The organism is Bacillus pretiosus (genome assembly GCF_052947655.1).
Window position 1 is genome coordinate 1,503,341 of the sequence record NZ_CM129593.1, and the last position, 21,350, is coordinate 1,524,690.

Below are 21,350 nucleotides of genomic sequence, written 5' to 3' on the forward strand. Positions count from 1 at the left end.
CCAAGCTTTTTTTCTATTATAAAAGGAATTTAGGTTTCCATGTCGAATTAAGTTTGAGGTAGAAAAGGGAGGTTTTATACGATGACAGTAGCTACATATGAAGTAGAAAAACAATTTTTAACATATGTGAAGAAGATACAAAATTACGGTGAAGCATTAAGCTTAATGTTTTGGGACTTAAGAACAGGTGCGCCTAAAAAAGGTGTAGACCAGCGTTCAGAAGTAATTGGTATGCTTTCATCAGAAGTGTTTGTTATGTCGACTTCAGATGAGATGGGAAATTATTTAACAGAGCTTGAAGCTTTAATAAGTGAAGATAAACTTTCTGAAACGACGAAGAAAATGGTTGAAGAGTGTCGTAAAGAATATGATAGAAATAAGAAAATTCCACAAGCGGAATACGAGGCGTATGTGAAATTAGAAGCGAAAGCGGAAAGTGTGTGGGAAGAAGCTCGGGAAAAATCTGATTTCGAAATGTTCCGTCCGTATTTAGAACAAATAGTTGAATTTAAAAAGAAATTCATTACATATTGGGGTTACGAAACATATAAATATAATACATTGTTAGATATGTATGAGCCAGGTATTACAGTAGAAGTGTTAGATCACGTATTTGGTCAACTTCGTGAGCGTATCGTTCCGCTCGTAAAAGAAATATCGGAGTCACAAAAGAGATTAAAGACAAGTGCTTTATCAGAACATTTTTCAAAAGAAAAACAAAAGAACTTTACATTAGAGTTATTAAAGCAATTGAATTATGACTTTAAAGCAGGTCGTCTTGATGAAACGGTACATCCATTTGAGATTACATTAAATAGAGGGGACGTTCGTATTACAACACGTTATGATGAAAAAGATTTCCGTATGGCAGTGTTTGGAACAATTCATGAATGTGGCCATGCTGTATATGAACAAAATATTGCAGAGAAATTCGAAGGTACACCGCTATGTAGTGGAACTTCTATGGGTATTCATGAGTCACAATCATTATTCTTTGAGAACTTTATCGGTCGTAATAAATCATTCTGGAAGAAAAATTATGATTTATTAAAAGAGTATAGCGATGGTCAATTCAATGATATATCAGTAGATGAGTTTTATGATGCGATTAACGAATCGAAGCCATCGTTCATTCGTATAGAAGCAGATGAGCTTACATATCCGCTTCACGTCATGGTTCGTTATGAACTTGAGAAAGAATTATTTGATGGTACATTACAAGTGAAGGATTTGCCAGTGGCTTGGAATGATAAGATGGAAGCATATTTAGGAATTCGTCCGGAAAGCGATGCACAAGGTGTATTGCAAGATGTTCACTGGGCTGGTGGTTCATTTGGATACTTCCCATCTTATGCGCTTGGTTATATGTATGCAGCGCAATTTAAGCAAAGAATGTTAAAAGACATTCCGAACTTTGATGCATTATTAGAAGAAGGAAACGTAACACCAATTCGTGAATGGTTAACAGAAAATATTCACCAATACGGTAAAACGAAAAAGCCACTTGAAATTTTAGAAGATGTGACAGGTGAAGGATTAAATGCAAACTACTTAGCAGATTATTTAGAAGCGAAGTATAAAGAAATCTATGAGTTATAAAAAAGAGCTGCTTAATTGCAGCTCTTTTTTATAAGGGGGATAGAAGAATGGCTTATACATATACAGTAATGACGCAAGAAGAAGCAGAAGAAATTGCATATAACTGGCATTATGAAGGGAGGTATTCCTTTTACGATATAGGTGCAGATGAAGAAGATTTAGCTGAGTTTTTACATGATGAGAGTAGAGGAAATCATACATTTTCTGTGAAGGAAAATGGCACTCTCATTGGTTTTTTTACTGTTTGTAAAATAAATGATGGAACGGTTGATATAGGTCTTGGAATGAGACCTGATATAACTGGAAATGGATTTGGTTTACAGTTCGTAAACGCTGGACTAGCTTTTAGTAAAGAAAAATATGGTTGCAATTATATAACACTATCAGTAGCGACATGTAATGAGAGAGCGATTAAAGTGTATAAAAGAGCAGGATTTGAAGCTGTTGGAACGTTTATACAGAAAACAAATGGTAGTTGTTTTGAGTTTTTGAAAATGAATTATATATGTAAAAATGATTAAGAAACAGAGGGGATCTTCTGTTTCTTTATTTTGATTTAGAAGTATAGGATACATATTTTTGTACTTGTTGTAATTGAGAGTTTTGAAATTTTGACAGAGGATGTGTATGATTGAACTTTAGTAGCAAATAGCAGGTTTAGCAAGGAGAGGTAGAATGATTACAATTAAAACGAAAAATGAAATAGATTTGATGCATGAATCTGGGAAATTACTTGCTTCATGTCATAGGGAAATTGCCAAAATGATGAAACCAGGTATTACGACAAAAGAAATTGATACGTTTGTTGAAGCTTATTTAGAAAAGCATGGTGCAACACCTCAGCAGAAAGGTTACAACGGGTATCCATATGCGATATGTGCATCTGTAAATGCTGAAATGTGCCATGGGTTTCCCGCCGATGTTCCTTTAACTGAGGGAGATATTGTAACAATTGACATGGTAGTAAACTTAAATGGTGGTCTTTCAGATTCTGCTTGGACGTATAGAATTGGAAATGTTTCTGATGAAGCAGAAAAGTTATTGTTAGTAGCTGAGAATGCTTTATATAAAGGGATTGGTCAGGCGGTAATCGGTAATCATGTAGGAGACATTGGCTATGCAATTGAAAGTTATGTAGCTACTGAAGGTTTTTCGGTTGCAAGAGACTTTACGGGGCACGGGATTGGTAAAGAGATTCATGAAGAACCAGCAATTTTTCATTTTGGGAAACAAGGACAAGGGCCTGAACTACAAGAAGGAATGGTAATTACAATTGAGCCTATTGTCAATGTAGGTATGCGATATTCAAAAGTAGATTTAAATGGATGGGCTGCAAGAACGATGGACGGGAAATTATCAGCGCAATATGAGCATACAATTGCGATTACAAAAGATGGGCCGATTATTTTAACGACACTTTGAAATAATATGTAAGAGTTTACAAAACTCGAACAAAAATGATGTTTTTATAAAATTTGTACGTGTTTTATTAAGAAATGCTTTTCAAAGTATAAAAAGTGCGTTATAATCCTTCTATAAAATAAATAGTTAGCTACACTCATATAATCGCGGGGATATGGCCTGCAAGTTTCTACCGAAGTACCGTAAATACTTTGACTATGAGTGAGGACGAATATATTTGCTTGTTTAGCATTCTTTTTTGCGAAACTCCAAAAGCGCGTCTCTCACTTGTAACGAGTGGTGGCGGCTTTTGGAGTTTTTTATTGCATAAGAGGGGGAACAAACATGAAAGTATTACAAGAAAAGATTTTGAAAGAAGGAAAGGTTTTATCTGGTGACGTATTAAAGGTAGATGCATTTTTAAATCATCAAATTGACCCAGTACTTATGCAAGAGATCGGAAAAGAATTTGCTAAACGTTTTAAAGAAGAGAACATTACAAAAATCGTGACGATTGAATCTTCAGGCATTGCACCAGCAGTTATGGCTGCATTAGAGCTTGGTGTAAAAGTAATCTTTGCAAGAAAACGTAAATCGTTAACGTTACAAGATAATATGTACGTTGCAAACGTATATTCATTTACGAAACAAGAAACGAATGAAATTTCATTATCTCGAAATCATATCGATGAAAATGATCGTGTTTTAATTATCGATGACTTTTTAGCAAATGGTCAGGCTGCTTTAGGTTTAATGAGTTTAGTAGAGCAAGCAGGAGCAAGTATTGCAGGAATTGGTATTGTTATTGAAAAAGCATTTCAAGATGGAGGAAAGAAGCTTCGTGAACAAGGAGTTCGTGTTGAGTCACTAGCAGAAATTGCATCACTTGATAACGGCACAGTTACATTTGTACAGCAAGAAACTGCGGAGGTGAAATAAACGATGAAGCAACATCCATTTAAAATCGCATCGCTTGGTATGCAGCATATGCTGGCGATGTATGCTGGCGCAATTATCGTTCCGCTTATTGTGGGCGGCGGACTTGGTTTAAATCAAAAAGAGTTAACATATTTAGTCTCGATTGATTTATTAATGTGCGGCGTTGCGACGATTTTACAAGCATTATCAAATCGCTTTTTCGGTATTGGACTTCCCGTTGTACTTGGTTGCACATTTACAGCGGTTGGGCCGATGATTGCAATCGGGAAACAATACGGTGTGTCTTCTATTTATGGAGCGATTATTGCTGCCGGGTTATTCGTTGTTATTTTTGCGAAATTATTTGGAAAGCTTGTAAAACTGTTTCCACCTGTTGTAACAGGATCTGTCGTTACCGTAATTGGAGTTACACTTGTTCCAGCAGCGATTAATGATATGGCTGGGGGAGTAGGAAGTAAGGATTTCGGTAGTCTTGAGAATTTAGCGTTAGCATTTGGTGTATTATTATTTATCATCATTATGTATCGTTTCTTTGACGGGTTTATTCGTTCAATCTCTATTTTACTAGGTCTATTGTTCGGTACAATTGTTGCAGCGTTTATGGGGAAAGTAAGTTTGCAAGCGGTTGGAGAAGCGGATTGGTTCCACGGTATTCAGCCATTTTACTTCGGTACACCAACATTTGAATTAACGCCAATTATTACGATGATTTTAGTTGCTTGCGTAGGGATTGTAGAAGCAACAGGTGTATATTTCGCATTATCTGATATTTGCAATAAAAAGATCGGTGAAAAAGAATTAACAAAAGGCTATCGAGCAGAAGGATTAGCGATGGTGTTAGGTGGTATTTTTAACGCGTTCCCATATACAACATACTCTCAAAACGTAGGACTTGTTCAATTAACTGGAGTAAGAAATCGCGTTATTATTTATACTTGTGGTGGTATGTTAATCGTTCTTGGGTTCATTCCAAAAATCGCAGCTATTACAACTATTATCCCGAAATCAGTACTTGGCGGTGCAATGTTAGCGATGTTTGGTATGGTAATGGCATATGGTATTAAAATGTTAAGTAGCGTTGATTTTGGTAAACAAGAAAACTTATTAATCGTTGCATGTTCTGTCGGAATTGGGCTTGGGGTTACAGTTGTTCCGACATTATTCTCACAACTTCCTGAAAACATTCGTATTTTAACAGATAACGGAATTGTACTTGGAAGTGCGTCAGCAGTACTTTTAAATATCGTATTTAATATGGTGCCGCAGCGTAAAGTGAAAGTAAAAGAAGAGCCAGTGTCTATGCAAAGTGCAGTAAGAGAAGCGTAAAAAAGCAAGGTCTCATTATGAGACCTTGCTTTTCTTTTTAAGTGGCATCATTTTCCCATACGTACCAAGACGCCAAATGTACTCAAGTGGCCCGTATTGATAACGTGACAGCCACCAGCGGCTAATAAAGATTTGTAACGTATAGAAACTAATGCAAAATAGAGGACCTACCCATAATGGAGCAAGATAATCATTTTTGAACAATAGTCCGAATACAAGCAATGTAACAATTGTATGTGAAATGTAGTTTGTTAACGCCATTCGACCAACATACTGGAACGGACGTAATAATGTTTGCCATCTTTCTTTTTGTAATAAACGCATTAACGTGACAATGTAGAAGATGAACAATGTCTTTCCGCTTATCATCGTAATACCCATAAGTGAACATGGTGTGTATGGTTGATTGTTCATAAAGAAGTAAACCATAATAAACCACATCGGTAATGTTAAAATGAACATAATGATTTGCCATTTTTTAAGTTTTAGATCTAATTCTTTAGCACGGCGGAAAATGTCTTTTTTACCGGCATATAATCCTAGTAAAAACAATCCTAGTGTTTCAGGAAGCATAATAAGACTGTTACTTATTGCTTCAGAATAGAAAGAATGGAATCTGTCTGTAATTTGTAAGCCCCAGTTTTCTAACGGCATAATGGCTATGGAAAGGCCTAGTTCATCTACCGGCACTAATAACATGAGAAGAGAACCTACTAAGGTGAACAATTGCATGAAACTTAATAGTACAATTGACCATATTAAAATAGTACGTGGCTTTCTCTTGTAAAATAAAAATAAGAAAAATCCGGTAATTGCATAAGTATGTAAAATGTCCCCGTCCCATAAAAGAACGTAGTGTAAGAAACCAAATAATAATAAAATAAGTAAGCGGCGAACAAACAAAGTTTTTGGACGATCGGTTTTCGCCTCAGCACGATTCATAAAAATATAAAAACCTAATCCGAATAAAAACGAAAAAATTGTATAAAATTTCGTTTGAATAAACATATCGTAAAATAGGCGAATATAGCTGTCTATCCCTTCGTAAATTCCTGTAATATCACGTGAGTCAACCCCGGCGATAATTGGCCAGTTAACAAGAAAAATACCTAGTACAGCTATTCCTCTAATAATATCTATGGAATGTATCCTCTCGCCTTGTGAAATATTTTGTGTCATTATTTTCCTCCTTGTTAAGTAATTCCCTTTTATTATACAAAATGTAAAGAGGAGGGTATATAGGTAATTTCCAATTTTTAAAACTGTTAAGATATGTATTATGAGATATAATAAGAGTGCACAACAAGTTTTAACCTTCTTCAAAACAGGCAGTAAAGCTCCTTTCTATAAGGGGCTTTCTTTATGAAAAGTATTGATAATGATTCTCTTTAATGATAAAATGTATTTAAAAGTGATAATCATTATCAAAAAAGGTTGGTGCATGAGTATGGTATATGCATTAGTAGCAGGTACAGTCACTGTATATGCAGTTATTGCAAAGTATGTTTTAAATGGAGTAGGAACAGCAAAATGAGTGATATGACATAAAATCCCTTTCATTTGTAAAAAGAATGAAAGGGATTTTTTATTTTTAATGAGAATATGCTGAAAATTTAGTATGATAGTAAAGTGAAACTGTAATCGATGAGGGGATGTATCTCCTGATGATTATGAGCTCGCAAATAGCGGGAAAAAGTATATACATCTTGGATAAAGGGGAACAAGGGGATGACAAACATAGTACAGACAAACGGTATGAAAAAACTTGTTTGTTTTTATGAAGAGTGGCAAAAACACGGCGATGCAGAGAATAGTGTAAAGTTGTTTGAGGTGATTCAAAAATATAAACAAGAACAGCTTATGATAGCGTTCTGCGGTCACTTCTCTGCAGGGAAATCAACGATGATGAATCATCTATATAAAGCGCAGTTGTTACCAACAAGTCCAATTCCGACAAGCGCTAACGTTGTCAAAATTGAAAAAGGAATGGATCGTGTTGTTGTAACAGTTAAATCTGGAGAACAGTACGAATATGATGGTGCATATTCAGCTGAAGAATTAAAACAAATTTGTAAAGACGGTGATGAGGTAATTGGTGTTCATATTTATCGGAATGATGCGCCAATTCCTGAGGGTGTTATGTTAGTTGATACACCAGGGATTGATTCAACAGATGATGCCCATCAATTAGCGACAGAATCAACGCTGCATCTAGCAGACGTGATTTTTTATATGATGGATTATAATCACGTCCAATCGGAAGTGAATTTGCAATTTGTTAAAGAATTGAAACAACGTAATAAAACGGTTTATCTCGTTGTAAATCAAATAGATAAACATAAAGAAAATGAATTATCGTTTGAGGATTATAAAGATAGTGTAAAACAATCGTTCTCTAACTGGGATATTGAAGTAGATGGAGTGTATTATACTTCATTACGAATGATGAACCATACACATAATGAAATTGGGAGCTTAGAAACATTAATTACTTCTATTATGAAAGAAAAAGTGCAGTATGTAAGAGATGGAATGGAGCGAGAAACAGAATATTTAATGAGGGAACATTTTTCATTTATTCTTTCAGAAAATGAAAAAGCTCTTTTGAAATATGAGGAAGAGCTAGCATCGCCGCTTTCTATTTCAGAGATAGTTGAAAAGAAAGAAGAGCTAACGGAAACTAAACAACGCGAGGCTAGTAAAGAATCTCATGTGAGAAACGAATTTATAAAAGGCTTACAAGCTATATTAGATAACGCGTATTTAATGCCATTTGAAATGAGAGAATTGGCAAATGCGTATTTAGAAACGAAATTAACTAAATTTAAGGTCGGTTTGTTGTTTGCGAAAGGAAAGACGGAGCAAGAAAAACAGAGACGTTTAGATGCTTTTTATTCTGCTTTGCAAAAGACTGTTGAAACGCAACTTGATTTTCATGTGAAAGAATTTATTGTTGCCTTCTTAAAAGAAGAAGGATTGTTCACAGAGGAAATTGGGAAAGACATATATGCTTTAGAAATTGCTTTTGGACCAGAAATGTTAGCTGAAGTCATTAAACAAGGTGCAGGTTTCACAGGTGATTACTTACTTCTTTATACAGCGGATGTAGCGAATGAACTGAAGAAACGTTATTTTACAAAAGCGCAGCAAATTTTTGATAAAAGTGCAGTCGTTTTAAAGCAAAAGGTGAAGGAAGCAGTTGCACGCATTGAAGAAGAGATTGAAAAATATATGATGTTGCAAACGGCAAAAGAAACGCAATTGCAATACAGTAACAATTTAGAGACATATGAAAGTTATTTGCAAAATGTTTGGCACGAGCGTGTTGCTACACCAGAAGGCTTGCAAATAGAGGAGATATTGCAAAGTAAAATACAAATTGTTAGTGAGAAATTCACACTACAAGAGCAGGAAAGCGTAAACGATAACGTAATGGCTTGTGAGGAAGAGATAAAAGGAACAGCAGCTTTAAATATTCAGCGTATATTAGAGAAAGTGAAGAAAGCTGAAACGATATTAGAGCCATTGCCAGCGCTGAAACATGTACAGCAAGAGGTAATAGAAAAAAGGCGTCGTGTGGAAACGAAACAATTTACAGTAGCGTTATTCGGAGCTTTTAGTGCTGGGAAATCATCATTTGCCAATGCATTGCTTGGTGGGAATGTACTTCCTGTATCACCAAATCCGACGACGGCAACGATTAATCAAATTTTGCCGGTTACAGAGGAAAAACCACACGGAACAGTAATGGTTCAATTCAAATCAAAGCAAGCTCTATTAGAAGATATGAAAGCTGTTTATAAGTTGTTTCATTATGAGATTACTACGTTAGATGAAGCGTTAGCACAAATTGATAAAGTTATGAAATATCCTTCACCAACTGGGAAGCAAAAAACAACATTTAGCTTTTTAAGAGCGGTACAAAAAGGGTATGATACGGTTTCTGCTCATTTAGGGGAGCAAGTACAAGTTACATTAGAAGAGTTTTCTGATTATGTAGCGAATGAAGAAAAATCATGTTTTGTTGAGTACATGGAGCTTTATTATGATTGTGCTTTAACAAGGCAAGGAGTAGCGCTTGTAGACACACCTGGAGCGGATTCTATTAACGCCCGTCATACGGACGTTGCGTTCCAGTATATTAAAAACGCAGATGCTATTTTATTTGTAACGTATTATAATCATGTGTTCTCTCGTGCTGACCGTGAATTCTTAATCCAGCTTGGTCGTGTAAAGGATACTTTTGCACTTGATAAAATGTTTTTCTTAATTAATGCGGCCGATTTAGCAGAGTCTGAAGAAGAACTTGAAATGGTAAAAGGTTATATCGCAGACCAGCTACTGCAATACGGTATTAGAAATCCGCGTTTATTTGCAATTTCAAGTTTATGTGCACTTGAAGAGAAGCAAGGAAAGAATATTGAAAAAGAGAAGTACGGTATTTTACAAAACTCTGGGATTGCTAAGTTCGAGGAATCATTTACATCCTTTATGATGAGAGATTTAATGCTCGTATCTGTTCATGCTTTATATGGTACATTGCAAGGAGCAGATCAGCTTTTAGTAAATATGATAAACGGTGCAAAGCAGGGGAATGAAGAGAAAGAGAAGCAAACGAAAAAATATGAAGCAGAGCGTGATCAGCTACTTCATATTATTTCATCATATAGTGTGCTTGCTGAAGAGCAGGCGATGCAAAATGAAGTGAAAGAATTGCTTTATTACGTGCAACAGCGTCTATTCCTACGCTATAACGATGTGTTTACTGAATTTATTAATCCAGCATCGCTGCGAACGGATGGGAATGTGAAAGTGCAGTTGCAACAGTGCGTTATGGAATTAGTGGCATTTATTCAGCATGATTTACTACAAGAAATGCGTGCGACATCATTACGCCTTGAGAAATGGATAGATGAAGCGATGAAGCGTGCAAAGAATGAAATTGTGGTGAACTGTAAAGTAGAAAATGAATCAATTTCTATGAGTGGAACAGTGGATTATGAATATAAAGATATTGCACATAAAGAACCGTTCCCTTCAGTTGAAATAAAAGATTTCAAAAAAGCACTGGCGCATTTTAAAAATGAAAAAAGCTTTTTTGAAAAAAATGATAAAGCTTTCATGCAAGAAGAGGCTAAAGTTGTATTAGAGCCTTTCGTATCAAACTATGTAGCTGATGAAAAAGATTTATTTGTTCATCATTATAAGCAAGAGTGGGATTTGAAATGGAACTTATTCCAAAAAGTGATGCAGCAAGATGTGATGAATTATTATGAAAGTGTATTATTTGCATTGGCTGAAACAATTGATGTATCACTATATGAACAAAGTAAAGAACAATTGCAAAAGCAGTTAGTAGAGATTGAAAAAGAAATTTATGTGATATAGTCGTTATGAGAAAAAGATTCGTTCAATTTTCTTTTGCAATACTGTATCTAAAGATTTGACAAACCCAGCAAATTCATCGGTAGAAATCATATGAGTAAGAACGAGGCGTCTGCCGTCTGGTGTTTCACCGCATAAGACGAATGAAGAAAATTCATATGTTTTGTTTTCTACTACTAATTTTGGGTAGGAATACGTGTCGCTTTTCTTCTTCTTTCCATCAATAGAGATGACGTTGCACTTTTTCTCATTGTTGTCCATGGTGAATCCCTCCTTTCTATTATTTATGGTAGACAAGGAGGGTTTAGAACAATAGAGAAAGGGGAGTTTTTTATGTGTGTAGTAATAGAGTATATTTCGAAAGAAGCTATACCGAAACCTTTATTATTGCTTGCTGATCCAAGTGAGGGGCAAATTGATACATATGTACAAAGAGGGAAAACATATGTAGCTAAGCAGGAGGAGAGAGTTGTCGGTGTATATGTTCTTTTGGAAACAAGGCCGAAGACGATGGAAATTATGAATATTGCGGTTGTAGAGCATTTGCAAGGAAAAGGGATTGGAAAGCAGCTATTAAGTCATGCCGTAGAAACTGCTAAAGGATATGGTATGTTAAAACTTGAAGTTGGTACGGGCAATTCTAGTGTTTCACAACTTGCTTTATATCAAAAATGTGGATTTCGTATTTTTTCTATTGATTTTGATTACTTTTCGAAGCATTATGAAGAAGAGATTATTGAAAATGGGATTGTATGCCGTGATATGATTCGGCTTGCAATGGAATTGAATGAGAACGTATAACTTATTTAGGGGGAAGAGAAGATGGAAGTACATAAAGCAATTACAGCACATTCTCGTAAACAAAATGAAAGTGTAAAAGCATGTTTACAATTAGATGCGCAGCGTGAAGCAGCTATTGAAGCAGCCGTATCTCTTGCGTCAAATGGGAAAGAATTTTCGGTTGATGTCATTAATGTTGTAACAAAGCAAATTAATGATCTTGCAAAAAATGGTGTTACACTAGAGCGTAAATATGTTACAGAAGAAATGGTTATGGAGTATGTAAGTCGTTTGCAAGAGAAAGAAGGTCGTTAAAGATGATAGTTACAGTCGAATGGTTACGTGAGCATATAGAAGATGAGAATGTCCGTATAATCGATTGTCGTTTTGATTTAGCGAATCCTAATTGGGGTAGAGAAAAGTATGAGGAAGAACATATTCTTCATGCATTATATTTTGATTTGAATTTAGATTTATCAAGTCCTGTAACAGAACATGGTGGTCGCCATCCATTGCCGAATATTGAGGAGTTTGCAGACAAGCTTTCACAAGCTGGTATTGATGAACATACGACAGTAATTGCATATGACAGTCAAGCGGGTGCAAATGCTTCTCGTCTCTGGTGGTTATTAAACTATGTAGGACATGAGAAAGTATATATATTAGATGGTGGATTTCCAGCTTGGAAAGAGAATGGACTACCGATAACAATGGAAATTCCTGTTGCTATACGAAAAACATTCAAAGCAAATGTACAAGATCATATGCTTGTAACGATGGAAACGGTGAGAGAGAATATTCATGCAGGTGCAGATGTTACGTTAATTGATTCTAGAGAGCCAAAACGTTATGCTGGTGTAGAGGAACTAGTTGATCCAAAAGCAGGACATATTCCGACAGCAGTAAACTATTTTTGGAAGGATGGAATTGTACAATCAGGGCAATTTAAGAATGAAGCTGGGCAACAAGAACGATTCCGAAATCTTTCGAAAGATAAGGAAACAATTGTATATTGTGGTTCTGGTGTTACAGCCTGTCCAAATATCCTTGCATTGAAATTAGCTGGATTCCAAAATGTTAAATTGTATGCAGGTAGCTGGAGTGATTGGATTTCTTATCCAGAAAATCAAATTGCAAAAGAAGAAGATTAATCACTTGCATGCAAAAATAATTTGTATTAAAATAAGGTCACAAGCAAGAAATTGCTCGAAAAACTTTGTATTTTACACATTGGAAACAATGTGATAATATAACGACAAGTAAATAATACATCCTGCGGTGTACGTAACTTATTTATGTCTAAAACCGATGTTAGTTATACGGAAGCTCAATATTTAGCGACCATCATCAAGCCTTCCTTGTGGAGGAAGATGTACGGTAACTGTGAGGGCATCCACCTGCGAGTAGCGGGTTTTTGGACATTTACGAGGAGCGGCACGTGCGGGGGTCTTATTTCAACTAACATTATATAAAATTCCTACGGTGTACGTAGCTTATGCATGTCTTAAACCAATAAGTTTAATATGGAAGTTCAATATTTAAATGTAGCTAACATGCCATCTTTTTAAGAAGGAAGTTACAAACATTTGTGAGAGCATCCACCTGTGAGAGCAGGTTTATGGACATCTAGAGAGAACGGCATATGTGGGGCTATATAAAAACCTTACGTTTTATACGTAAGGTTTTTTTGTTGCATACATATATCTATTTTATCTGGATTCACCTGTGAAGTTTCCATAATAAATATAGCACTTTCTATCTTCATCAATCTCTCTTGAATCTAAAGCGAACTCCATATGCATGCCGTCGCGCTGAATATATATAAGGTCTGAATGAAGAGATGGCAAAATTTCTTCATAGTTCCATACATCTTTCCGATCTATTATGCTTGAACTCGTTTCACTTAGTTCTCTAACCTCAAAACCGATGTGAGAGTATGTAGGATCTGAAGGGTCATTTGCAAACTCTTCTTTTTGAATATATATAACTGCTGTTCCGTCTGGATCTACTGAAGTAGCAGTAACAACATATGTCTTGTTATCCTTTATAAAATATTCACACGTCATGCGTGCGATGATTTCAGAGTTAGAAATATTTGCGTAGCTCCATAAAGCAGGATATCTTTTCGTTTCATCATTAAGTCGATATTCTAAGCGCATTTTATCCCTCTTCTTCCTTTTTCTTCTACTTTATCATGCTATCTTATATAATAGGAATAGAATTTAAAAAGGGGAGTGCGAAGGTGACAAAAACGAAATGGCTAGTAGGTGGTGTCGTAACGTCTTTAATGACTGGCACCTTATTTGGCTGCGCACAAGATCTTCCCCCAAAACCGAATGATAATAGTTGTTCAGATTGGGATTGGGATGATGAACTTGGGGTATGGCAGTGTGATGATAGTAGGTCAGGTTATCGTGGGCATTATTTTTATGGTGGGAGTTACTATCAAAATAAATCCACTTTTAAAAATTCATCGGCGTTTAAATCTTATCAATCGTCTGCGGAATTTAAAGGTGGAATTGGAAGCGGTTCAAAGGGAGGATTTGGGGGCTAACATATGTCGCAATACATAAGAGAACGAAAAGCGTTTTATTCGAAATATCCGAATTTTTGGTCGGATTTATATGAATGTGAGTATAGTTTGTTTCATGTTTTCTCTATAACAAATCAGACTATGAAACAATTGCAATTAGCAACTGAACGAATGGGGAAAATATTTTTTAAGACTGCTAAACTTTTGCGGAATTTAAGTGACGAACAGCTTCTTGAACTTGGGTATCCTCCTGCAAGCTTATCGTTTATTAGAATGAAAGGATTATATCCTGAATCTGTTATTTCACGATTTGATTTCGTTTTAACAAGTGATAACCAAATTAAAATGCTTGAGTTTAATAGTGATACACCAACTTTTATTATGGAATGCTTTCAAATGAATGGAAAAGTTTGTGGAAAACTAGGCTATGATGATCCAAACTTGGGTCAAGAACGATTACTATCTTCTGGTGTTACAAAGGCCGTAATGGAAGCGACAAAGGGAATAGATAACCCAAATGTTGTTTTTACAGCACATCATGAACATATTGAGGATTGGAATACGACTATGTATTTGAGTCAGTTATGCCATGTTGAAAATAAAGTAGTGCCAATGTCAGAACTTAGAATTACAAAAGATGCTTTAGTGGATAGGGATGGAGTACAGATTGATATTTTATATCGCCAAACATATCCGATAGAAGATTTAATTGAGGATCAAGATCCTGAAACAGGAGACTTCGTAGGTGTGGAACTGTTGCAACTTGTAAAAGCCGGAAAGCTTTTTATAATAAATCCTTTGTCAGCATTTTTACTTCAGCCAAAATCAATTCAGTGTCTGATTTGGGGGTTAGCAGAAGAAAAGGCCTTTTATACAAATGAGGAACAACAGTGGATTAAAGAATATATGTTACCTACATATTTAGAACGAGATTTATTTTTGGGAAAAGGTTCTTTCGTTCAAAAACCTTCATTTGGTAGAGAAGGAGACACAATTACCGTTCGCGATAAGGACGAAAATATTATGATTCAAAATGCACACCAAACGTATAAAGCGTCACTGCCGATATTTCAAAAGTATACAGAACTTCCAGTCGTATCTTTGGAAACAGAGGAAGGGATGGAGAAACTGTCGTATGTGTTTGGTTCGTTTTTAATTGCTGGAAAAGCGAGTAGTATCGGTATTCGCGCTGGGGAAAAAATTACGGGGAATGAATCGTACTATTTACCGGTAGGTATAAAAAAGGAGGAAAGTATATGATTAATTTTTTATTATATTTAGCAGTAACACTGGGCCTTTTATGCATTGGTCTGTTCCTCATGGAAGTGACAACGAAAGTAAAAGAATTTAAGTTAATGGCCCAAGGGAATAAGGCGGTAAGCTATGTACTTGGAGGACGATTACTTGGGTTAGCTATTGTTTTATATTCGACAGCAGCTAATTCCATTTCACTTCTTGATATGGTTTCGTGGGGAGCCGTTGGGATTTTGGCTCAAATTATCGTCTTTTATTTAGCTGAGTGGCTTACACCACGCTTTAATATAAACAAAAGTCTTGAAGAAGATAATCAAGCAGTCGGTCTTTTTCTTATGTTTTTATCGCTTTCCATTGGGATTGTAATTGCTGGTTGTATAACTTATTAAAACCTTTACGTTTAGACGTAAAGGTTTTTATTTTATATACGTTAGTTCGCCATACCTTTCGAAAAAATTGTAGGCTACTGTTGACATCTATTTTAAATAAGAGTAACATTTTCTATGTAATAAAAATAAGTCTCTGTTAGGTGAGGCTCCTGTATAGAGAAATGCTACTGCCCAAAAATGTCGAGAGACGCCAATGGGTCAACAGGAATGATCGAATTAAGGTTTTTCTTAACGTAGCTGGTAATGTACCTATGCTATACAGTGCTAAAACTCGGTGAGGGAGAGGTCCGTAGATTTCTAATTGTTTAGGAATCGTTTATTTGTGTATGCCATGACCTTTACTCTTTTCGGAGTAAGGGTCTTTTTGTTACAAATCTATGAGTAACTTCATAGTATAAACTATAAAATTAAACGAGGAGGTGAGGAGCATGTCAAATTCTGACTCGGTTCCGTTACCCATATACTTCAAATCAAAAATATATGATGTAGGCAGGAAACGACTTGTTCCTCCCTCTATATTTATCATAATGTAGCGTTTATATGCATGTTTAAGCGCTAAACACTGTTACGGTAAAGTGGATAAATTGAGAAACAAAGCGTTTCTTCCTATGTTGTACAGGAGGAGACGATAATATGTTATATGCAAACAAAACTGTGGGTAACACGTCATATAAATTAAGTAAAAAATCAATGAAAGAACAAACAATGCTTCAAAAAAATAAAGATTTATTAATTGAAATCGCAACGAGAGATGTAAAATCTGTATTTGCGTATTTTAAAACAACAAGAGACGGATTATCTATGAAAGAGGCACAAAAACGCATTCAAGTATACGGCCGAAACGAATTAATTTCAAAAAGAGCGCGTATTGCGGAAGTAATGATGAAGCTAAGTGGAATGATTCCAGGTTTTTCAAAACAACATGTGCGTGATGGATTACAATGTGAGAAAATTACTGTGTCTCGAGTAGAATGTTCTAGTGTAACAGGTTTAAACGGTGAATTAAAAATGATGAATGTGCCAGTACAAGAGCTTGTTCCTGGGGATATGATTTTTCTTTCAGAAGGTGATACAGTACCAGCAGATGTACGTATCATTTACGCGAATGATTTATTAGTAAATGAATCCGTGCTAACAGGAAAAGATGCAAGTATTGAGAAATTTGAAAGTTGCTATCACCTTGAGCGTAAACGATTTATTCCTTTAAAACGAATGAAAGACTATAATCCACTTGAACTTGAAAACGTATGTTTCAAAGGGACTCATATTGTTGGCGGAAATGCAAAGGCTGTAGTTGTTTCGACTGGGAAAAATACGTATACAGGAATTCTTCATACTTGTTGTAGTAGAACGTCTTAATGTGTAAATGATGCTAAATATACAAAAACAATGTATAATAGACAAAGTTGAAAAAACGTAGAATGGTAATCTATTTATATAACCTTACGTGATGACGTGGGGTTATTATTTTTTTGGTAGGAGAGGGATTATGAAAAAAGTATTATTAGTTGATGGTATGGCACTATTATTTCGTGCTTTTTACGCAACAAGTGTCTACGGACAATTTATGAAACGACAAGATGGTACCCCTACAAATGGGATTCATGGTTATATGAAACATTTATTAACAGCTATGCAAGCAATTGAACCGACACATATCGTAACATGCTGGGATATGGGTAGTACGACATTTAGAACAGAATCGTTCTCGAATTATAAAGCGAATCGTGTAGCGCCGCCTGAAGAATTAATTCCGCAATTTGATTTAGTTCAAGAAATGACTGCGAAATTGTCTATTCCAGTTATCGGTATGAAAGGGTATGAAGCGGATGATTGTATTGGTACGCTTGCAAAACAATACTGTAATGAAGCGGAAGTTTATATTTTAACAGGCGATACGGATTTACTTCAGCTTGTTGATAAGAACGTTACAGTTATGCTCTTGCGCAAAGGAATTGGAAATTACGAATATTACACACCAGAGAAAATCATGGAAGAAAAAGGCGTAGAGCCGTGGCAAATCGTGCATGCGAAAGCGTTTATGGGAGATACGAGTGATAATTACCCAGGTGTAAAAGGTATCGGCGAAAAGACAGCGTATAAATTGATTCAAGAGCATGGAACAGTAGCAACCGTACTAGAAAATGTAGCAACATTAACGAAAGCGCAGCGTACAAAGATTGAAAGTGATTTAGAGAACTTAAATATTTCATTACAATTGGCACAAATTCATTGTGAAGTTCCAATTTCATGTTTACTAGAAGAAGGATTACACACAATGGATGAAGAAAAACTTAGATTCGTTTGTGAAGAAATGAATTGGGGAAGACCTGAAATATTAATCAATATGCTATAAATAGTTTTGAAAGAGGGGTGTTATATAAGTCAAACTTTGACTTATATAACACCCCTCTTTTTGTTTTTAAGAACAGTATAGTAGTAAATAAAATTATATCGAACTCAATTTTAAATATATAAATGTTTCGACAAAATATATTGATAGAAGTTGATGACAATAGCAACTTTTATAATGAAATGAAGCAATTTCAAAATGGTTTTAAGATGATCACATTTTTGTATGTTCACAAAGTTGTCAGAAAATAAATGAAATTTTCATATGAAGTTCAAATGGAATTCACAACAATCAATTATTATAAGGGCACACAGATAATTCCTTATCTTTTATATAAACCATCCCCCAAGGAGGACAATGAAAATGAGAAAAAAAGTGAGAAAATCTTTTAAACAATTATTAATTGAAAATAAACAATCACTATTAAATAATAAAGAAAATATGAAAGAAATTGAAGAGAGAATTGAGAAACGACATGTAGCATATAGTGGTGCCAATAATTAAATAAAATAAAAAAGATAGCCTTTAAAGGCTATCTTTTTTATTTTATATTGAAAAAACTCTATTCCTCTCTTTAATTTTGTAACTATGCAAGATGTTTTTATAGTGTTTTTCTGTCAATATTATTCATTTTTCGAGGTTGTAATTGGTATATATCAATTTTTAAGATTCACTATTCATAATATTACAAAAAATGTTACAATACATTCAAAATTACGCTATAAAATCATTTTAATATGAAAAATTGGAATGAAAAGAAAGGAGAGGAATATGAATAATGGTGTCGCTTTGAAATGATTATTATCATTTCAGTAGGAGTTGATGTAAAACGATGGATAGGTATGAAGAACTGGATTCTATACGAGGAATTTCTTCATTGATAGTAATGATTGGCCATCATTTAATGATTTTTTCAGTATTTCAAAATTACAGTTATGAAGATAATAAACCATTTGTTATTTATCTATTAAAAGAAACACCTGCTCGTCTAATTTTTAGTAGTGGTAACGAATCTGTTATTATCTTTTTTGTTTTGAGTGGATTTGTTTTGTATAGATCCATTCAAAAAAACTACGATAGCTACGGATCATTCCTTTTAAAGCGTATATGTAGAATCTATATTCCATATATCGTAGCAATAATTATAGCTATTTTATGCCAGACTACAATGAGTAAATATGGTATTTCTAATTTAAGTGAATGGTTTAATCGCTCATGGACGATTGAAAGTTCTTTAAGCTTAATAGCGCAACATATTTTATTAATTGGGAAATATAATACAGATGCATATAACGGCGTAATTTGGTCACTTGTTCATGAAATGCGAATATCGATAATTTTTCCGTTAGTTTTGATGGTTTGTTTACGAAAAACGTTGAGGTATTCATTATTGTCATTGTTTAGTTTTAGTATATGTTCTGTCGTGATTTTATTTTTATTTCACTCAAGTATAACATTAACTAGTTATGCATTAACTCTGCATTACACAGTGCTGTTTTTACTAGGAGCACTAGTTGCGAAATATAAAAATAATTTAATAGTTTTTTATAGTAATCGTACTAAAAATGAGAAAATTGCATGGTTTTTATTTGCGGTTTTACTTTATATGTATGAAGGGCTTGTTGGAGAAATTAATTTGCTTAATAATTTTATATTTCGAGACTACGTAGTAGCGATAAGTGCATGTTTATTTGTCATATTAAGCTTGTCAGTATCAACTTTGTCATCCTTGCTACGTAATAAATACTTGTTATATTTGGGGAAGATTTCTTACAGTCTTTATTTATACCACATCATATCTTTATTTTCCCTAGTGTATATGCTTCATGAAATATTTCCGTTACCTATTGTTTTAATGTTATCGCTCATTCTTTCGTTTATACTAGCAATAATTTCTTATTTGTTTGTAGAAAAATTTGCATTCAGGATCGGAAAGTATATAACAAAGCAATCGAATTTAGAAAAGAAAAGACTATCTGCAGAAAGTGAGTTGCAGGATGTCATTCAAACAAAGGCGGTGAAATAATTGAAGCAAGAAATTAGTATGAAGGATTTTCAGCAGCTATTGAAAAGAAGAGTAGTAACAATTATTTTGACGATGTGTTGTGTAACAGGTTCTTTAATTCTTATTTCTATGTATATATTAAAGCCTTCGTATCAATATTCAACGCAAATTCTCGTTGGGAATTTAGATGGGTTTAATAAGGAAAATGCAGTGAATAAAACACAGGAAAATAAGCAACTTGTAACGTCGTATGTTGATATATTAAAAAGTCCACTCATTATTTCAACGGTTAAAAAAAATTTAAAATTAGAGCAATCAACTTATGAATTAGCACAAAAAATTTCAGTGGTGAATATGGACAACTCACAAATCGTTACTGTCGCAGTAAAAGATTCGGATCCTACAATCGTCAAAGAAATTGTAAAGTCATTGGCAGAACAATCTCAAAAAAGCTTTCAACAGTATACGAATGTACAGGGGATAAAAATATTAACTGACCCTGAGTTACAGGAAAAAGCTGAAAAGTTGTTTCCGAAATTTCAACTTATCATTCCTATCTCTTTAATTGTTAGTTTTTTTGTTGGGATAGGTTTAGCTGTATTTCGAGATTATTTTGATGAGCGTATATACGTGGAACAAGATTTAGAGAAAATAACAACAGTAACTGTTATTGGTCACATAAATATGAAACCGAATAGAAAAAAGAAATCTACAGAAGTTGATGCGCAATCATCTATATATCGAGGTGAACATGTCGATGTTTAAGACAAAGAAAAAGCTGCCATTTAATCCGCATGATGCTTTTATGAAAGAGCAGTTTTATACGGTGTATCACGAGTTGAAAAAATCGGGGAAACAAGTGTTCACAGTTACTTCAACGAAGGATAGAGGTGTTATCGCGTCGCTTATAGTAAATCTAGGGGTAGTGTTTGCAGAGATGAAAAAAAAGGTGTTACTTATCGACGTGAATTTTTCTGATCCTAAACTACATCTACTATTACAAAGCAATTATACGAAAACAGTGAACGATATAATAAACGATTCCCCTTGTAGTTATGAATCTTTTTCTAGTAATTTATCTAAATACTTATATTGTATTCCTGCCCAAAAAACAGTACACACCGGAACGCCTTTAGTTGCTACGGATGAATTTGATCATGTAATGGCGAAGTGGAAAGAAGATTTTGATTATATTTTCTTGTATTCCTCTGAAGTATTTGAGCTTCCTGCTACGCACATGATTGCAGGGAAATGCGATGGAGTGGTCTTAGCAGTCAAAAAGCGAAAAGATTCCCTACGTAAGGTGCAAAAAGTGATAGCAAATATAAAGAGGAAAGAATGTGAATTAATAGGTATAGTTTTATATTCTTGAATGTGGGGGTAACG

General features: G+C 34.6%; 21 protein-coding genes, 2 other RNA genes and 2 riboswitches. Of the genes, 20 read left to right on the plus strand and 3 right to left on the minus strand.

The window, feature by feature from the left end; translation table 11 throughout:
• Positions 1-81 precede the first annotated feature (81 nt).
• From ypwA to pbuX, 5 genes are all read left to right on the plus strand, one after another.
• On the plus strand, positions 82-1,599 hold the full coding sequence (gene ypwA / locus ACU8YW_RS07920) for a carboxypeptidase (RefSeq protein ID WP_088062731.1): 1,518 nt from the start codon (positions 82-84) through the stop codon (positions 1,597-1,599).
• Between the two features lie 47 nt (positions 1,600-1,646).
• Positions 1,647-2,120: a GNAT family N-acetyltransferase gene (locus ACU8YW_RS07925; RefSeq protein ID WP_087985567.1), complete on the plus strand. Its 474-nt coding sequence runs from the start codon at positions 1,647-1,649 to the stop codon at positions 2,118-2,120.
• Between the two features lie 154 nt (positions 2,121-2,274).
• Positions 2,275-3,021: a type I methionyl aminopeptidase gene (locus ACU8YW_RS07930; RefSeq protein WP_098134013.1), complete on the plus strand. Its 747-nt coding sequence runs from the start codon at positions 2,275-2,277 to the stop codon at positions 3,019-3,021.
• Between the two features lie 116 nt (positions 3,022-3,137).
• Positions 3,138-3,239, plus strand: a riboswitch (purine riboswitch).
• A gap of 106 nt (positions 3,240-3,345) precedes the next feature.
• Positions 3,346-3,939, plus strand: coding sequence for a xanthine phosphoribosyltransferase (locus ACU8YW_RS07935; RefSeq protein WP_426933807.1), 594 nt, complete (start codon positions 3,346-3,348; stop codon positions 3,937-3,939).
• Positions 3,940-3,942: 3 nt separating this feature from the next.
• The gene (gene pbuX / locus ACU8YW_RS07940; RefSeq protein WP_000809222.1) at positions 3,943-5,265 is read left to right on the plus strand and encodes a xanthine permease PbuX; all 1,323 of its coding nucleotides are present in this window, start codon (positions 3,943-3,945) and stop codon (positions 5,263-5,265) included.
• 15 nt (positions 5,266-5,280) lie between these two features.
• Here pbuX and ACU8YW_RS07945 read toward each other — a convergent pair whose 3' ends face one another.
• Entirely contained in the window at positions 5,281-6,444 is a 1,164-nt protein-coding gene (locus ACU8YW_RS07945) for a DUF418 domain-containing protein (protein WP_426933806.1), read from the minus strand.
• Positions 6,445-6,993: 549 nt separating this feature from the next.
• Between ACU8YW_RS07945 and ACU8YW_RS07950 the strand changes: the two genes are divergently transcribed.
• Positions 6,994-10,653, plus strand: a complete 3,660-nt coding sequence (locus ACU8YW_RS07950; protein WP_426933805.1) for a dynamin family protein — start codon at positions 6,994-6,996, stop codon at positions 10,651-10,653.
• A gap of 3 nt (positions 10,654-10,656) precedes the next feature.
• Here ACU8YW_RS07950 and ACU8YW_RS07955 read toward each other — a convergent pair whose 3' ends face one another.
• Positions 10,657-10,911, minus strand: coding sequence for a DUF3931 domain-containing protein (locus ACU8YW_RS07955; protein ID WP_000369740.1), 255 nt, complete (start codon positions 10,909-10,911; stop codon positions 10,657-10,659).
• A gap of 72 nt (positions 10,912-10,983) precedes the next feature.
• Between ACU8YW_RS07955 and ACU8YW_RS07960 the strand changes: the two genes are divergently transcribed.
• From ACU8YW_RS07960 to ssrS (ACU8YW_RS07980), 5 genes are all read left to right on the plus strand, one after another.
• The gene (locus ACU8YW_RS07960) at positions 10,984-11,451 is read left to right on the plus strand and encodes a GNAT family N-acetyltransferase (protein ID WP_426933804.1); all 468 of its coding nucleotides are present in this window, start codon (positions 10,984-10,986) and stop codon (positions 11,449-11,451) included.
• 21 nt (positions 11,452-11,472) lie between these two features.
• The gene (locus ACU8YW_RS07965; protein ID WP_000451816.1) at positions 11,473-11,745 is read left to right on the plus strand and encodes a YpbS family protein; all 273 of its coding nucleotides are present in this window, start codon (positions 11,473-11,475) and stop codon (positions 11,743-11,745) included.
• Between the two features lie 2 nt (positions 11,746-11,747).
• Positions 11,748-12,581, plus strand: a complete 834-nt coding sequence (locus tag ACU8YW_RS07970) for a sulfurtransferase (RefSeq protein WP_000637539.1) — start codon at positions 11,748-11,750, stop codon at positions 12,579-12,581.
• 116 nt (positions 12,582-12,697) lie between these two features.
• Positions 12,698-12,880, plus strand: a non-coding RNA gene (gene ssrS, locus ACU8YW_RS07975) — 6S RNA.
• A 21-nt stretch (positions 12,881-12,901) separates the two neighbouring features.
• Positions 12,902-13,085: non-coding RNA, 6S RNA (gene ssrS, locus ACU8YW_RS07980), on the plus strand.
• Positions 13,086-13,139: 54 nt separating this feature from the next.
• On the opposite strand, the gene ACU8YW_RS07985 is transcribed toward ssrS (ACU8YW_RS07980), so the two are convergent.
• On the minus strand, positions 13,140-13,589 hold the full coding sequence (locus ACU8YW_RS07985) for a hypothetical protein (RefSeq protein WP_088062736.1): 450 nt from the start codon (positions 13,587-13,589) through the stop codon (positions 13,140-13,142).
• A gap of 83 nt (positions 13,590-13,672) precedes the next feature.
• Here ACU8YW_RS07985 and ACU8YW_RS07990 point away from each other — a divergent pair, with 83 nt between their 5' ends.
• The 9 genes from ACU8YW_RS07990 to ACU8YW_RS08030 all read left to right on the plus strand — a co-directional run bounded on the left by ACU8YW_RS07990 (position 13,673) and on the right by ACU8YW_RS08030 (position 21,336).
• Positions 13,673-13,984 (plus strand): hypothetical protein, encoded by a 312-nt coding sequence (locus ACU8YW_RS07990; protein ID WP_000169026.1) that lies wholly within the window; start codon positions 13,673-13,675, stop codon positions 13,982-13,984.
• A 3-nt stretch (positions 13,985-13,987) separates the two neighbouring features.
• The gene (locus ACU8YW_RS07995; RefSeq protein WP_426933803.1) at positions 13,988-15,223 is read left to right on the plus strand and encodes a glutathionylspermidine synthase family protein; all 1,236 of its coding nucleotides are present in this window, start codon (positions 13,988-13,990) and stop codon (positions 15,221-15,223) included.
• A complete protein-coding gene (locus ACU8YW_RS08000) occupies positions 15,220-15,606 on the plus strand; it encodes a DUF350 domain-containing protein (RefSeq protein ID WP_000606860.1) in 387 nt (128 codons plus the stop codon). The genes ACU8YW_RS07995 and ACU8YW_RS08000 overlap by 4 nt, the downstream gene beginning before the upstream one ends.
• Before the next feature lie 125 nt (positions 15,607-15,731).
• Positions 15,732-15,897, plus strand: a riboswitch (M-box (ykoK) riboswitch).
• A 342-nt stretch (positions 15,898-16,239) separates the two neighbouring features.
• The gene (locus ACU8YW_RS08005) at positions 16,240-16,965 is read left to right on the plus strand and encodes a P-type ATPase actuator domain-containing protein (RefSeq protein ID WP_000964966.1); all 726 of its coding nucleotides are present in this window, start codon (positions 16,240-16,242) and stop codon (positions 16,963-16,965) included.
• A gap of 130 nt (positions 16,966-17,095) precedes the next feature.
• A complete protein-coding gene (locus ACU8YW_RS08010; protein ID WP_087980021.1) occupies positions 17,096-17,962 on the plus strand; it encodes a 5'-3' exonuclease in 867 nt (288 codons plus the stop codon).
• 360 nt (positions 17,963-18,322) lie between these two features.
• A complete protein-coding gene (locus ACU8YW_RS08015) occupies positions 18,323-18,463 on the plus strand; it encodes an FbpB family small basic protein (protein WP_046955196.1) in 141 nt (46 codons plus the stop codon).
• Between the two features lie 328 nt (positions 18,464-18,791).
• Positions 18,792-19,985 carry an acyltransferase family protein gene (locus ACU8YW_RS08020; protein ID WP_426933802.1) on the plus strand — a complete coding sequence of 398 codons (1,194 nt, stop codon included), beginning with the start codon at positions 18,792-18,794 and terminating at the stop codon, positions 19,983-19,985.
• On the plus strand, positions 19,986-20,729 hold the full coding sequence (locus tag ACU8YW_RS08025) for a YveK family protein (protein WP_426933801.1): 744 nt from the start codon (positions 19,986-19,988) through the stop codon (positions 20,727-20,729). It abuts the gene before it with no gap.
• Positions 20,716-21,336, plus strand: coding sequence for a CpsD/CapB family tyrosine-protein kinase (locus ACU8YW_RS08030; RefSeq protein WP_137035195.1), 621 nt, complete (start codon positions 20,716-20,718; stop codon positions 21,334-21,336). The genes ACU8YW_RS08025 and ACU8YW_RS08030 overlap by 14 nt, the downstream gene beginning before the upstream one ends.
• Positions 21,337-21,350 lie beyond the last annotated feature (14 nt).